Genomic DNA, 14,497 nt, shown 5'->3' on the forward strand with positions numbered 1-14,497 from the left:
ATTCGCGAGGGTAGCCCGGCTTCATCGGGCCCGTATGCGGGGCAAGCCTTTTTGGTTCCTTTTGTGGCGTTTGACAAAAGGGACTCGCCCGAGGGGGCGAAACAAGAAACATCCGAGCACTCGGTGCGGCGCGCTACACCAAGCCCTCAAGCCAATTGGGTTCCCGCGTTCGCAGGATTGAGTGCAAGGGCTCGCAAACGAAGCCATAACCCCATCCCATATGAAAAATGCCGTTTCCCTCATGAAGAGAAACGGCATTCTTTCTTCAGTGAACAGCATCAGGCGAGGAAACGGAGTTCAGGCCACCAAATGAGCATCACTCGCCTGCTTATGCTGACGCACAGCAGATCATGGACTGGTTCTCAGAGGAACATGCCGCCGGAGGCCTCCACCCGCTGGCCATTGATCCAGCGGCTGTCGTCGCTCAGCAGGGCGACCACGGCGCCGCCGATATCGTCCGGCAGGCCGACGCGGCCCAGCGCGGTGTTGCTGGCGATCTGCCGGTTGAGTTCGGCGTTGTCGCGCACCAGGCCGCCGCCGAAGTCGGTCTCGATGGCGCCGGGGGCGAGGATGTTCACCGAGATACCGCGCCCACCCAGCTCCTTGGCCTGGTACTTCGTCAGCACCTCCATCGCGCCCTTCATGGCCGCATAGGTGGAGTAGCCGGGCAGGGCGAAGCGGGTGAGGCCGGTGGAGACGTTGAGGATGCGCCCGCCGTCGGCGAGCAGCGGCAGCAGCTTCTGGGTGAGGAAGAAGGGGCCCTTGAACTGGATCTTCAGCAACTGGTCGAACTGCGCCTCGGTGGTCTCGGCGAAGGCCGCGTGGAGGCCGATGCCGGCGTTGTTCACCAGGTAGTCGAAATGCGGGCGGCCGAAGTGTTCCTTCAGCACGCTTTCGACGTTCCGGGCGAAATCGGCGAAACTGGCGTTGTCGGCGACGTCCAGGGGCAGCATCCGCACCCGGGCGCCGTGCTGCTCGATCTCGTCGGCGACGATCCGTGCCTCGTCGGCCTGGCTGCGGTAGGTACCGATGATATCGACGCCGGCGGCGGCCAGGTGCAGGGCGGCGTTGCGGCCCAGGCCGCGGCTGGCGCCGGTGATGAGGGCGATCTTGCGGGACATGGTCTGGCTCCTGTGTGGGGTGGCTTCAGGGGCAAGGTTATTATCCTGGCTGGTACTGATAAACACGGCGAAATCGGAAATACTGGTCGCTACAGCCGAACAATCCGCAGGCCTCGCCGCCCATGATCAAGCCCGAACTGTTGCACACCTTCGTGCGTGTCACCGAACTCTCCAGCTTCAGCCAGGCCGGCGAGCAGCTGGGCCTGCCGCGCTCCAGCGTTTCCGAGCAGGTCCGGCAACTGGAGGACCTGCTCGGCACCCGCCTGCTGCAGCGCACCACGCGCAAGGTCCGGGCGACCCAGGACGGCCTGGTGTTCTACGAGCGTAGCAAGGCGCTGCTGGCGCAGATGGACGAACTGCAGGGGCTGTTCCGCCGGGACGGCGAGGTGCTCGCCGGGCGCCTGCGGGTGGACATGCCGACCATAGTGGCGCGCAAGGTGGTGATGCCGCGCCTGGGCGAGTTCACCGCCCGCCATCCGGGCCTGGAGCTGGAGGTGAGCAGCACCGACCGCCGCGTCGACCTGGTGCGCGAGGGCTTCGACTGCGTGCTGCGCATAGGCGGTGCCGCGGAGGCCTCCCAGGTGGCGCGGCCGCTGGGCGCCTTCGAGCAGATCAACTGCGCCAGCCCCGCCTACCTGGCCGCCTTCGGCACGCCCCGTGGCCTGGAAGACCTGGCCGGGCACCGCCTGGTGCACTACGTGCCCGTACTGGGCACCCGCCCGGCCGGCTTCGAGTACCGTCGCGAGGGTGCGACGCACTTCCTGCCGATGGCCGGCAGCGTGACGGTGAACAACGCCGAGGCCTACGAAGGCGCCTGCCTCGGCGGGCTGGGGCTGATCCAGGCGCCGCGCCACGGCCTGCAGGACTACCTGGCCGACGGCCGCCTGGTGGAGGTGCTGCCGGACTTGCGCCCGGCGCCGCTGGAGGTGACGCTGCTCTACGCCCACCGCCAGCAGCCACCGCGGGTACGGGTGTTCATGCAGTGGCTGCAGGGCCTGGTGGAGGAGGCGGCCGGCCGCTGAGCCGGTCGCGCGCCCGCTCAGCTCGGCCAGTCCGAATCGAGGATGATCCGGCAGAAGTCGAGGCGTTCGAAGTGCGCCTCCTTCAGCGCCAGGACGTCGGCCTTGACGTTGCCGAAGGTGGTCTGCGGCTTGTCCTTGATGCCCTGGTAGAAGGCCTCGATGATGTCGTTCTTGAAGTCGCCGCCGCGTGGGTGGGCGGCCACCACGGCGTCGCGCACCGCGTCGGGGAACCCGGCGTAGTCGATGCCCAGCACGTCCATCTCCACCCCGGCGGTGACCAGGGCGATCTCCGCCCGCATGTGCTGCGGGATGCCCGGCGTGGTGTGCAGGGCGATGGCCGTCCACACGGTTTCCACGTCGCGCTCGGCGATGCCGTGGCTGCGCAGGAACTCGGCGGCGCAGTCGGCGCCGTCCACCTCGAAGCGCTCGCACTTGCTGCAGTAGCGCGGCAGCAGCCCCATGTCGTGGAACATGGCGCCGGCATAAAGCAGCTCGGCGTCGTACTTCAGGCCTCGGCGCGCGCCGGCGAGCGCGCCCCAGTAGTACACCCGCGAGGAGTGGTGGAACAGCAGCGGGGTGGCGGTGTCGCGCACCAGTTCGGTGATCTCGCGGGCGAGCGGGCTGTCGGGGACTTTCACCCCCTGGATGTCGAGCGTCATGGTGGCCTCCTGATGAGTGTCGCGGCGATGTCGTGCCGTGCATCCATTGGAAGTTCGTAGCGCTTTGGCAGCAATCGACAGGGTGGATCGAATCCTGCCAACCGACGCCGATGCCCTGCCAGCCCTGTGGAATGAGATTCTGCTGAAAATGACGTCATAAAACTGACGAATCTTGTCGCGCGTCAAATCAGAAGTCGGTTGTACGTCACATTCTTACAGCAATCCATTAAGATGCTGCGGGTTTTGTCGCCGTATTCCGGTCCTCGCCGAGCCATCACCGTGTTCTTCGCTTCCACCGCCATTCGTCGCTCCTCTGTGCTGCAACGCGCAGCGCTGCTGGCCCTGCTGGGCCTGGCGGCGCCCCTGTGCCTGGCGGCTCCCAGCGCCTCGGAGGGCGACGGCGCGGCCCTGCGCGGCATGTTGCTGGGCATCCTCAGCTACGTGCGCTGGCCGCGGGAGCCGCAGACCCTGGAACTGTGCGTGCTGGGCGCCAGCGAATACGCCGAGGACCTGCTGCGCCGGGGCAGCCTGCTGCAGGCCAGTGGCCGCCGCGTCGAGGTGCGCCGGGCCCAGGTGGACGACCCCGGCCTGGGCGAGCGCTGCAACGTGCTCTACCTCGGCAGGCTGGATGCGGCGCAGCGCCAGCGGGCATTCGCCGGGATCGCCGGGCACCCGGTGCTGTCGCTCAGCGAGGACGACCCCGACTGCAGCGTCGGCAGTGTGTTCTGCCTGGAACTCGGCGTCGCGCCGCCGTCCTTCGCGGTGAACCTGGACTCGGTGGCGCGCAGCGGCGTGCGGGTGCACCCCAGCGTGCTGAGCCTCGGCCGGCGGAGGGGCGAGCCATGAGCCTGCCACGCCTGACCGAGCGCCGCAGCAGCCGGCGCAAGTCGCTGGGCCGCCTGCTGTACCGCGCGCACCTGGGGGTGGCCCTGGCCTCGGTGTGCATGGCCGGCCTGGCGGTGAGCGTGGTCGGCCTGCTCACCCTGCGCGCCTACGCCGAGCACAACCTGCACCTGATAGGCCGCTCGATGGCCTACACCGTCGAGGCCGCGGTGGTGTTCAACGACAGCGCCGCCGCCGAGGAGGCCCTGCGCCTGGTGGCCAGCACCGAGGAGGTGCGCCGCTGCACCGTGTACGACGCCCAGGGCCGCCTGCTGGCCACCTGGGAGCGCAGCCACGGGATCAGCCCGCTGCGCCACTTCATCGGCCGCTGGTGGCTCAACCACGAGGAAGTGCAGCCCATCGTCCACGACGGCCGGGCGATCGGCGAGATCCGCCTGACCGGCACCGGCGGGCGCCTGCTGACCTTCCTGCTCACCGGCCTGGGCGGCATGCTCGGCTGCCTGGCGCTGACCGCCCTGGGCGCCTTCTACCTGTCGCGGCGCATGGTCAGCCGCATCGTCACGCCGCTCGACCGCCTGGCCCAGGTGGCCCACGCGGTGCGCCGCGACCGCCAGTTCTCGCGGCGCGTGCCCTCGGCGCGCATCGCCGAGCTGGACGAGCTGGGCGGCGACTTCAACGCGCTGCTCGACGAACTGGAGGCCTGGCAGCAGCACCTGGAACGCGAGAACGCCTCCCTGGCGCACCAGGCCAACCACGACAGCCTCACCCACCTGCCCAACCGCGCCTTCTTCGAGGGCCGCCTGAGCCGCACCCTGCGCGACCTGGCCCAGCACGGCGGGCAGGCGGCGGTGCTGTACATCGACTCCGACCGCTTCAAGGCGATCAATGACGAACTCGGCCACGCGGCCGGCGACCGCGTGCTGGTGGCCATCGCCGAGCGCATCCGCGGCCAGCTGCGCGACAGCGACCTGGTGGCGCGCCTGGGCGGCGACGAGTTCGCCGTGCTGCTGGCGCCGCTGCCGGACAGCCGCGCGGCGCTGCACATCGCCGACGACATCCTGGCCAGCATGGTCGCGTCCATCGCCTTGCCGGACGGCAGCAGCATCACTACCTCGTTGAGCGTTGGCGTGGCGCTCTATCCGCAGCACGGGCGCACCCAGGCGGAGCTGCTGCAGCGCGCCGACAGCGCCATGTACCACGCCAAGCGCAGCGGCCGCGGCATGCGCAGCCTGGCCGGCGAGGAAGCGGATTCCACCCCCGAGGACTACGAGGAGATAGCCCGTGATAGCCAAGCCCCTGAAACCTAGCCGCCTGTTCATCGGCCTGCTGCTGAGCCTGCTGCTGGCCGGTTGCCAGACGCCGCCCGCGCCGCAGAAGGGGCTGAGCGCCGAGCAGGTCGCCGTGCTCCGCCAGCAGGGCTTCGCGCTGGGTGAGGAAGGCTGGGAGCTGGGGCTGTCGAGCAAGGTACTGTTCGGCAACAACCTCGACAACATCGACCCGCCCAGCCGCGGCGAGGTCGAGCGCATCGGCCGCGTGCTGCTGGGAGTGGGCATCGACAGGCTGCGCCTGGAAGGCCATACCGATTCCTACGGCGATGCAGGTTACAATCAGCAGCTCTCGGTGCGCCGGGCACAGTCGGTGGCCCAGGTGCTGGCCGGCATCGGCATGCCCCGGGAGAACCTCGAAGTCATCGGCCGCGGCATGCAGCGCCCGGTGGCGGACAACAGCAGCCCCGCCGGGCGCATGGAGAACCGCCGGGTATCCATCATCGTCCCGGCCGAGTAAGGAGTCGCCATGGAGCGGTCTTCGCCATTGGCAGCCTACCACCTGGCCCTGAGCGAACGGGGCTTCGTCGAGGACGACGCGCAACACCGCGCCGCGCAGCACCTGGAGGCCTGCCAGGCGGCTCTGCACCGTGGCGAGCGGCCGCCGGGCGTCTACCTGTGGGGGCCGGTGGGGCGCGGCAAGACCTGGCTGCTGGACCGCTTCCACGCCAGCCTGCGGGTGCCCGCGCGGCGCCAGCATTTCCACCATTTCATGCAGTGGGTGCACCGCCGCCTGTTCCAGCTCTCCGGCACCGCCTCGCCGTTGCAGGCCCTGGCCGCCGAGCTGGCTCAAGAAGTGCGGGTGCTGTGCTTCGACGAACTCTTCGTCAGCGACATCGGCGATGCCATGCTGCTGGGCGGCCTGCTGCAGGCCATGTTCGAGCAGGGCGTGGTGGTGGTCGCCACCTCCAACCAGCCGCCCGAGGGGCTCTACGCCGACGGCTTCAACCGCGAGCGTTTCCTCCCGGCCATCGCCGCGCTGGAGCGCCACATGCAGGTGCTGGCCACCGACGGCGGCCAGGACCACCGCCTGCACCCGGGCGCGCCGGTGCAGCGCTACTGGCTCGCCCGCGCCGGGGTGCCCAGCGCCCTGGGCTACGTGTTCGCCGCGCTGGCCGGCAGCGGCAGCGAGGCGCCGCTGGCGCTGGGCACCCGCGAACTGGCCGTGGTGCGCCACGGCCGCGGGGTGCTCTGGTGCCGCTATGCCGACCTGTGCGAACGGCCCTGGTCGGCCCAGGACTTCATCGCCCTGTGCGACCGCTTCCACGCCATCCTGCTGGGCGACATCCCCGAACTGGGCGGCGAGCGCCGCGAGGCGCGCATCGCCCGCGGCACCGAGGACGGCGCCCGGCGCGTGGTGGCCGGCGACCGCCAGTTGCCGGCGCTGTCGGCCCGGGACGACGGCGTGCGCCGCTTCATCGCCCTGGTCGACGAATGCTACGACCGCGGCGTGCCGTTGTACCTGGAGGCCGAGGTGACGCTGGAGGCGCTCTACACCCGCGGCGGCCTGGAGTTCCCGTTCCGCCGCACCCTGAGCCGCCTGCGCGAGATGCAGACCAGCCGCTTCGGCCGCTGAGCGGCGCGCACGGGCACGTTCGTCGGGCCTGTTCCAGACTTGTCGATCCCGCGTCCCGCCGGACGACCAGGAACAGAGCGCGGCCACGGTGGCCGCGCACCCGCCAGGAGACAGCCCCATGTCCCGTATCCAGCGCGTCACCCCCTGCCTGTGGTTCGACGACCAGGCGGAGCAGGCCGCGGCCTTCTACACGGCCATCTTCCCCAACTCGCGCATCGCCGCCGTCAGCCATTACGGCGAGGCCGGCCGGGAAATCCATGGCCGCCCGCCGGGCTCGGTGATGACCGTGGCCTTCGAACTGGACGGCCTGGCCTTCACCGCGCTCAACGGCGGACCGGTGTTCCAGTTCAGCGAGGCGCTGTCGCTGCAGGTGAATTGCGACAGCCAGGAAGAGATCGACCACTATTGGGAACGCCTGTCCGCCGGCGGCCCGGTGGAGGCGCAGCAGTGCGGCTGGCTGAAGGACAGGTACGGCCTGTCGTGGCAGATAGTGCCGGCGACGCTCGCGGACATGATGGCCGGCCCGGCGACGGCGGCGTCGCAGCGCGCCATGCAGGCGCTGCTGGGCATGAAGAAGCTGGATATCGCGGCGTTGCGCCGGGCCTATGAGGGACACCCGTAGGGCGATTATCCGCCGCGGGCCGGGCACCGATGCGCGGGGACAACGGCGGATAACGCCGTAGGCGTTATGCGCCCTACGGGGGAATGGCATGGATGGCGTAGGGCGAATAACCGTTCGCGGTTATCCGCCGCGGGCCGGGCACCGATGCGCGGGGCAACGGCGGATAACGCCGTAGGCGTTATGCGCCCTACGGGGGAATGGCATGGATGGCGTAGGGCGAATGACCGTTCGCGGTTATCCGCCGCGGGCCGGGCACCGATGCGTGGGGCAACGGCGGATGCCGTACCTCACGCAAACCTGTAGGAGCGGGCCCTGCCCGCGATTCGCGCGCAGGGCGCGCTCCTACAGGGGAATGGCGCCGGCCTACCAGGCGTACTTGACGCTGGTCAGCACCGTGCGGCCTTCGCCGGGGTAGCACTCGGCGATGTCGTCGCAGGTGGTCACGTACTTCTCGTCGAGCAGGTTCTGCGCGCTGAAGGAGAGGGTGACGTTCCTGTTCACCGGGTAGCTCACGCCAGCGTCGTACAAGGTGTAGTTGTCGACGTGGAAGGTGTTGCCGTTGTCGCCGTACACCGAGCCGGTGTAGCGCACCCCGCCGCCGACGCTGAGGCCGTTGGCCACGCCTTCGTGGAAGGTGTAGTTGAGCCAGGCCGAGGCCATGTGCTCGGGCACGTTGGCGAAGCGGTTGCCCTCGTCGCCGTTGTTGCTCTTGAGGATCTTGGTCCTGGTGTAGGTGTAGGAGCCCAGCAGGTCCCAGTGCTCGTCGAGCTGGGCCTTCACCTCGGCCTCGATGCCGCGCGAGCGCACCTTGCCGGTGGCCTTCTGGAAGCCGGTGTTGACGCCGTTGACCACGTCGTTGGTGAGCACGTTGGTCTTCTCGATCTCGAAGCCGGCCAGGGTCAGCAGGACCTTGTCGGTGGGCTGGTACTTCACCCCGGTCTCCCACTGGTGCGCGGTGCTCGGCTCGAAGGTCTTGCCGTTGCCGTCGATGCCGCTGTTGGGCACGAAGGACTCGGAGTAGGCGACGTAGGGCGCCAGGCCGAAGTCGGTCAGGTAGGTCAGGCCGACGCGGCCGCTGAAGGCATCGTCCTTGGCCAGGGTGTCGCTGCCGCTCAGGTGGTCGTTGGTGCTGCTGCGCACGTTGTCGTAGCGCCCGCCGAGGGTCAGCAGCCAGTTGTCGTCGAACCTGATCTGGTCCTGGGCGTAGTAGCCGACGGCGTCGATGTCCTGGTCGTAGTTGACCTGGAGGGTGCTCGGGCGGTTGATGTTCAGGCCGTATTTCGGGTTGCTCGGGTCCAGCAGCAGCGGCAGGAAGTACGACAGGTTGGCCAGGCTCAGGCTCTCGAAGTAGCGCTTGACGTCGGATTCGGTGCGCGAATAGTCGATGCCGGTGAGCAGGGTGTGCTCGATGCCCGCGGTGTCGAAGTCGAACTGCAGCTGGTTGTCGACGGTGAAGGCGTTCATGTGCTCGTCCCAGCGCCGCGGCGAGCGCAGGACGTCGTTGGCCAGGGACGGGACCAGCGCGGCCAGGGCCGGCACGGCGCTCTTCACGGTGCCCAGCGGCAGCATGTTGTTGAGGATGAAGTCGACCTGGCCGTAGCGCAGGTTCTGGCGGAACTCGACGTTGTCGTTGAAGCGGTGGCGGAACTGGTAGCCCAGGGTGAACTGGTCCTGGTACGAGTGGTTGAAGCTGTGGTTGCCCAGCAGGGTGTTGTCGGTATGGCCGTACTGCGGGGTATTGACCGCGACGGTGCCGCCGCTGTCGTCCTTCATGAAGCTGCTGAGAAAGGTGAAGCTGGTGTCTTCGTCCGGCGCCCAGGTGAAGGAGGGGGCGACGTAGTAGCGGTCGTCCTTGATCTCGTGGCCGTCGTCGTACTCGAACTCGGTGTTGGCCTTGCGCACCACGCCGACCACGCGGTACAGCAGGCTGCCGTCGTCGACCAGGCGGTCGCCGATGTCGAAGCGGCCCTGGATGCGGTCATGATTGCCGAAGCCCAGTTCCACCTCGTGCACGCCGGCCGCGGTGGGCAGCTTGCTGACGCGGTTGATGATGCCGCCGGCGTCGCCCAGGCCGAACAGCGTGGAGGACGGGCCGCGGACCACGTCGATGCGCTCCAGCGCATAGGGCTCGGTGCGGAAGAAGGTGTAGCTGTTGTTCAACTGGCGCAGGCCGTCGAGGTAGTCGCTGGTGGTCTGGCCGTTGAAGCCGCGGATGAACAGCCAGTCATAGCCCTTGGGGTCCTGGCCGTAGGTCTCCACGCGCACGCCGGGGACGTAGCGCAGGGCCTGGGTCACGCTCTGCACGCCCTGGGCGTCCATCTGCTTGCGGGTGATCACCGAGACCGACTGCGGGATTTCCAGCAGCGGGGTATCGGTCTTGCTGGCGCTGCCGCTGGTGCGCGGCACGTAGCTGTCGGTGCCCTCGGGGGCGGCGGTGACCACCTGGGCCGGCATCGCCAGGGTGTCGTTGCCGGCGGCGTCGGCGCCTAGCAGGGTCACGCGGCTGCCGTCGACCTGGTAGCGGATGCCGGTGCCGCGCAGCAGTTGCTCCAGCGCCCGCGCCGGCTCCATCTCGCCGTGCACGCCGGGGCTGCGCAGGTTCTGCACCTGGGCCTGGTTGAAGATGATCTGCAGGTGCGCCTGGCTGCCGAGGTTGGTCAGCGCCGAGGCCAGCGGCTGCGCCGGGATGTCGATGCGCACCGGCGCGGCGAAGGCGCTGGTGGCGCTCAGGGTCAGGCCGAGCGCGGCGGCGCCGACCAGGCGGGCCAGGGGGCTGCGCTTGCTGTGCAGGGGCTTGCGGTTCACTGGGACACTCCTATGATCCATGCAGTTTTGTTATTAATGCGAATGATTAGCCTTCTATGACGCAGCTACCGGAAAAAACCGGAAGACTTTTTTTTCGCGGGCATGGATTGGAGGGAGAAGCGACGGCTTTTCGTAACGGCTTTTCGTAGGAGCGAGCTTGCTCGCGAATCAGCCCCGCTGCAGAGTCCGTTCGCGAGCAAGCTCGCTCCTACGAAGAGACAGACGCAACGCTCAGAGCGGCGCGTACCTGCTGGCCAGGGTGATGCTGCCGTCGTCGTGCCGGCGCATTTCCAGCGGCAGCACCTTGGGCAGGGAGTCGACCAGCGCCTGCAGGTCGCTGGTGTCGTAGATGCCGCCGATGCGCATGGCCGCCACCACCGGGTCGTCCAGGCGCACCGGGCGCGCCAGGTAGCGGTTGATCTGCGGGATGGCCGCCTGCAGCGGCTGGTCCTGCAGCACCAGGCGGCCGTCGAGCCAGGCGATGGCGTCGCCGGGGGCCACCTGGGCCAGCTCGATCTGCCGGGTGGCGCTGCTGTAGCGGGCCTGCATGCCCGGGGTCAGCTGGGCGCTGTTGCTGTCCACGCCGGGCGGCGGGGTGACCACCACCGAGCCCTCGAGCAGGGTGACGAGCATCTGGTTGGCGTCGGTCCAGACGTTGAAGCGGGTGCCGGTGACGCGCACGCTGCCGTTGCCGGTGCGTACCGTGAATGGCTGCAGGCTGTTGTGGCTGACGCTGAAGTAGGCCTCGCCACCGCTGCCCAGGCGGGCGTCGCGGCGGTCGCGGTAGAGGGCGAAGAACAGGCTCGAATGGGCGTTCAGGCGCACCTGCGAGTCATCCGCCAGGCGCAGCTCGCGCGGGGCGTCCGTGGCGCTGTAGTAGCCGACGCGGGAGGGCAGCCAGCCGGCGGACCAGCCCGTCGACCAGACCATGCCCAGCGCCAGGCAGGCAACGGCCGCGGCAGTGGCGAAACGCCTGACGCGCGAGCGCCGTGGCCGCGCCGGGGCCCGGCGGCTGTGCGACAGGGGTTGGCGCGCCGGGGCCTGCAGGCGTTCGGCCAGGCGCCAGATCTCCAGCATCGCCAGGTATTCGTCGCGGTGCCGTGGGTCTTCCGCGCACCAGGCGTCGAAGGCATCACGCTCGGCCTGGGTGCAGTCCGCCTCGTGCAGGCGCGAGCACCAGCGCGCGGCTTCGGTGCTCAGGCTCTGGTCGTCGTGCTCGGCGGGGGGCTGGTTCATCGAAGGCTTCCACGGCTGGGCGGCGAAGTGCGCCCAGATCACTCTTTCTTTTCGGCTTGATGCGAGTGATTATAATTACGTCCGACCCGGACTGTCAGCCAGTACCGGCTGCGAAAGCCGATCTTACCCGCAAGCCCCCACCGGGCGGAGCGCTTTTTTCTTGATTCGCTACTACCAGGAACTGACCGCCTTCCTCAGTCGCACCCTGGGGGACCGCCACGCAGCCGCGGACCTGACCCAGGAGACCTTCCTGCGCCTGCTCGACCGCAAGGCCGAGGAGCGCATCGAACAGCCGCGGGCGTTCCTCTTCAAGACCGCCGTCAACCTCAGCATCGACTTGCGCCGGCGGGCGCGTATCCGTCGCAACGAGGACCTGGAGGCCCTCGACCGCGAAGGCTGCATCGACGAACGTTGCCCGCAGGCCGAGGCCATCCAGCAACAGCAGCTGCTGATGTTGCGCCGCGCCCTGGCGCAACTGCCGGAGAACTGCCGCGAGGCCTTCCTGCTGCGCAAGGTCGAGGGCTGTTCCCATGCCGAGATCGCCGAACGCCTGGGCATTTCCCGGGACATGGTGGAAAAGCACATCGTCAACGCCATGCGGCATTGCCGGCAGCGCCTGCAGCAGTGGGGTGGGCAGGCGTAGGTGTCGTGGTGGGAGCGGGGGCGCCCTACATGGTTGAGCTGCTTGGCGGTCAGGCACCATCCTCTCACCTCGTCATTCCCGCGAACGCGGGACGCAGCTCCATCGCGAACAGCGCTTGCGCTGGCCCGAAGGGGAATAACCCAGAGACTTTTGGGTTTGGGTGTAGCGCGCCGCTCCGAGTGCGTTGATGTTTCTTGTTTCGCCCCCTCGGGCGAGTCCCTTTTGTCAAACGGTGGAAGGCCACCCCCGCAAAAAGTAACCAAAAAGGCTTGCCCCGCATACGGGCCCGATGGAGCCGGGCTACCCTCACGAACTCCCCCGCCACGGAGGCCCGCCCCGACATCCATGTCGCATGACCTCCTGAGCGCCGGTTTCGCTCGGCCTTCTGAAGGGGCGTTTCGGAGTGCGCGGAGGTTTCTCTGGAAGTCCAAAAGCCAGAGCAAGAGCGGGCGTGCTTTTGCTTTTCGTAGGATCGAGGGGGAGTGAGGAGTTTCAGGATGACTCTAGATTAGCCGCCCACTCCGAACGGCCCCCTCTCCCTTCAGGGAGAGGGTTGGGGAGAGGGCGCTCTCAACTCCAACACCGCAGCCACCGGCAAACCCCGTTCGCGAGCAAGCTCGCTCCTACAGTTCCAGAAGGGCATCGGCGCACAGGCCAACGGCGTATAACCGCGAACGGTTATACGCCCTACGAACTCGCCAGCTGACGTAGGGTTATCCGCCCACGCCGAACGGCCCCCTCTCCCTCCGGGAGAGGGCTGGGGTGAGGGTGCTCTAGAGCCCGCCGCGCAATCCCAACCCTGAATCGCAGACGAAAAAAAGGCCGTTACCGAGTCGCGGGGGAAGCGGGGAGTGGTAACGGCCTTGAGGCTTCAAAACCAGGCGAGCAACACCTGATGGGGTAATAAGCTAGCAAACTGTTCGCAGGCTAATGATGAATGCGCTTGATAGTGCATATGGGCCAGGGCGATGGTCCGCCGGCAGGCCCGGTTGCGGCGCGCGGCGCGAGTTTCGGCTATCAATACAGGGCGGCCCGCTTCGCGCGGGTGGCGACGCGGCGTGCTTGCCGGCGCGCCTTCGACCTGGCACCGGCCTCGTGGCCGGCTCGAAGAAGGAACGACCCGATGCATTCGATCACCCGCTGGCTGGGGACCGCGCTGCTGGCCCTGGGGCTCCTGGCGCAGGGCGCGCAGGCGGCCGAGGAACGCAAGCCGATCCATTTCGGCGAACTCACCTGGGAAAGCGGCAGCCTGATCACCGAGGTGCTGCGCCTGCTGGTGGAGCAGGGCTACGGCTACCCCACCGACACCTTGCCCGGCAGCACCGTGAGCCTGGAGACCGCGCTGGCGCACAACGACATCCAGGTGATAGGCGAGGAGTGGGCCGGACGCAGCCCCGCCTGGATCAAGGCCGAGGCCGAAGGCAAGGTGGCCGGCCTGGGCGACATCGTGAAGAACGCCAACGAGGGCTGGTGGGTGCCGGACTACGTGATCCACGGCGACCCGGCCCGCGGCATCGCCGCCGCCGCGCCGCAGCTGCGCTCGGTGAGCGACCTGCCGCGCTACCGCGAGGTGTTCCGCGACGCCGAGGCGCCGGACAAGGGGCGCTTCCTCAACAGCCCCACCGGCTGGACCTCGGAGATCGTCAATTCGCAGAAGCTCAAGGCCTACGGCCTGGAAGACAGCTACGTGAACTTCCGCAGCGGCTCGGGCGCGGCCATGGACGCCGAGATCGCCTCGGCCATCCGCCGCGGCAAGCCGGTGCTGTTCTACTACTGGTCGCCGACGCCGCTGATGGGCCGCTACAAGCTGGTGCGCCTGGAAGAACCGCCCTTCGACGCCGAGGCCTGGAAGACCCTGGTGGACGCCAGCAACCCCAACCCGCGCGGCTGCCAGTCGCTGCCGGCGCGCCTGTCCATCGGCGTCTCGGCGGCCTTCCGCGAGGACTACCCGGACCTGGTGGCGCTGTTCCAGAAGGTCGACATCCCCATCGAGCCGCTCAATGCCGCCCTGGCGAAGATGAGCGAGACGCGCCAGGCTCCGCGTGACGCCGCCCGCGCGTTCCTCAAGGCGCACCCGCAAGTGTGGCAGGGCTGGCTGCCGGAATCGGCGCGGGCCAAGGTCGCCGCCGCGCTCTGAATCAACCCTTGCCGAACCCCGCCTGCAGGTCCGCCAGGGCCTGCTTCAGGCCCTCGCTGGCGTCCTTCTGGCGCTGTTCCAGCTGCTTGGCGCGGGCCTCGCAGGCAGGGCCGAGGTCCTTGGCCAGCGCCTGCAGGGCGGGCTCCTTGGCGATTGCCCGGCGCAGCTCGGCGTCGCCCAGCAGCGCCTGGGCCTGCGCCAGCGCCTCCATGGCCTGGCGGTAACGCAGGGTCAGCTGCCTGGCGTAGGCGTCGAGGCCGTCGCCCAGTTGCGCGGCCACCTCGGCCTGGGGCCCCTGGCTGCCGGCCCGGGCCTTGGCGCTCAGCTCCGGCAGCGCCGGCAACTGCACCAGGGTGCCGCTGGGCAGGGTTGCCAGGTCGGCCAGCTGCGGGTTCTGCCGGAGCAGGGCGCTCTCGACCTTCTCGCGCTGCTTCACCGTGAGCCGGCTGTACAGCTTGTCGGCGATTTCGCCGAGGCTCTTTTCACCGCGGAACGGGATGACGGGCAT

General features: G+C 68.6%; 13 protein-coding genes. 8 read left to right on the top strand and 5 right to left on the bottom strand.

Annotation, left to right across the window (positions count from 1 at the left end):
• Window positions 1-362: 362 nt before the first annotated feature.
• Window positions 363-1,121 (bottom strand): SDR family NAD(P)-dependent oxidoreductase, encoded by a 759-nt coding sequence (locus tag DK254_RS28130; RefSeq protein WP_109936452.1) that lies wholly within the window; start codon window positions 1,119-1,121, stop codon window positions 363-365.
• Window positions 1,122-1,243: 122 nt separating this feature from the next.
• On the opposite strand from DK254_RS28130, the gene DK254_RS28135 reads away from it, so the two are divergent.
• A complete protein-coding gene (locus tag DK254_RS28135) occupies window positions 1,244-2,143 on the top strand; it encodes a LysR family transcriptional regulator (protein ID WP_109936453.1) in 900 nt (299 codons plus the stop codon).
• Window positions 2,144-2,160: 17 nt separating this feature from the next.
• Here the strand turns inward: DK254_RS28135 and DK254_RS28140 are convergent, their stop codons facing one another.
• The gene (locus tag DK254_RS28140) at window positions 2,161-2,802 is read right to left on the bottom strand and encodes an HD domain-containing protein (protein WP_109936454.1); all 642 of its coding nucleotides are present in this window, start codon (window positions 2,800-2,802) and stop codon (window positions 2,161-2,163) included.
• Window positions 2,803-3,081: 279 nt separating this feature from the next.
• Here DK254_RS28140 and DK254_RS28145 point away from each other — a divergent pair, with 279 nt between their 5' ends.
• The 5 genes from DK254_RS28145 (at window position 3,082) to DK254_RS28165 (ending at window position 7,168) form a co-directional block, all read left to right on the top strand.
• Window positions 3,082-3,648 carry a YfiR family protein gene (locus tag DK254_RS28145; protein ID WP_256595975.1) on the top strand — a complete coding sequence of 189 codons (567 nt, stop codon included), beginning with the start codon at window positions 3,082-3,084 and terminating at the stop codon, window positions 3,646-3,648.
• An 11-nt stretch (window positions 3,649-3,659) separates the two neighbouring features.
• Window positions 3,660-4,952 carry a diguanylate cyclase domain-containing protein gene (locus DK254_RS28150; protein ID WP_371921198.1) on the top strand — a complete coding sequence of 431 codons (1,293 nt, stop codon included), beginning with the start codon at window positions 3,660-3,662 and terminating at the stop codon, window positions 4,950-4,952.
• Window positions 4,927-5,430, top strand: a complete 504-nt coding sequence (locus DK254_RS28155) for an OmpA family protein (RefSeq protein WP_109936457.1) — start codon at window positions 4,927-4,929, stop codon at window positions 5,428-5,430. Before DK254_RS28150 ends, DK254_RS28155 begins: the two co-directional genes overlap by 26 nt.
• A gap of 9 nt (window positions 5,431-5,439) precedes the next feature.
• Complete coding sequence (gene zapE / locus DK254_RS28160) at window positions 5,440-6,546, top strand: cell division protein ZapE (protein ID WP_109936458.1); 1,107 nt, start codon at window positions 5,440-5,442, stop codon at window positions 6,544-6,546.
• 118 nt (window positions 6,547-6,664) lie between these two features.
• Complete coding sequence (locus tag DK254_RS28165; RefSeq protein WP_109936459.1) at window positions 6,665-7,168, top strand: VOC family protein; 504 nt, start codon at window positions 6,665-6,667, stop codon at window positions 7,166-7,168.
• Window positions 7,169-7,531: 363 nt separating this feature from the next.
• Here DK254_RS28165 and DK254_RS28170 read toward each other — a convergent pair whose 3' ends face one another.
• Together DK254_RS28170 and DK254_RS28175 are read right to left on the bottom strand one after the other, a co-directional pair.
• Window positions 7,532-9,994: a TonB-dependent siderophore receptor gene (locus DK254_RS28170; protein ID WP_109936460.1), complete on the bottom strand. Its 2,463-nt coding sequence runs from the start codon at window positions 9,992-9,994 to the stop codon at window positions 7,532-7,534.
• A gap of 210 nt (window positions 9,995-10,204) precedes the next feature.
• Window positions 10,205-11,209 (bottom strand): FecR family protein, encoded by a 1,005-nt coding sequence (locus DK254_RS28175; RefSeq protein ID WP_109936461.1) that lies wholly within the window; start codon window positions 11,207-11,209, stop codon window positions 10,205-10,207.
• Window positions 11,210-11,369: 160 nt separating this feature from the next.
• Here DK254_RS28175 and DK254_RS28180 point away from each other — a divergent pair, with 160 nt between their 5' ends.
• Together DK254_RS28180 and DK254_RS28185 are read left to right on the top strand one after the other, a co-directional pair.
• Window positions 11,370-11,852, top strand: a complete 483-nt coding sequence (locus tag DK254_RS28180; RefSeq protein WP_109936462.1) for a sigma-70 family RNA polymerase sigma factor — start codon at window positions 11,370-11,372, stop codon at window positions 11,850-11,852.
• 1,123 nt (window positions 11,853-12,975) lie between these two features.
• Window positions 12,976-13,989: an ABC transporter substrate-binding protein gene (locus tag DK254_RS28185; RefSeq protein WP_109936463.1), complete on the top strand. Its 1,014-nt coding sequence runs from the start codon at window positions 12,976-12,978 to the stop codon at window positions 13,987-13,989.
• Window position 13,990: 1 nt separating this feature from the next.
• Here DK254_RS28185 and DK254_RS28190 read toward each other — a convergent pair whose 3' ends face one another.
• Window positions 13,991-14,497, bottom strand: coding sequence for a tail protein X (locus tag DK254_RS28190; protein ID WP_109936464.1), 507 nt, complete (start codon window positions 14,495-14,497; stop codon window positions 13,991-13,993).

This window comes from Pseudomonas sp. RW407 (assembly GCF_003176655.1).
GTDB lineage: Bacteria > Pseudomonadota > Gammaproteobacteria > Pseudomonadales > Pseudomonadaceae > Pseudomonas > Pseudomonas delhiensis.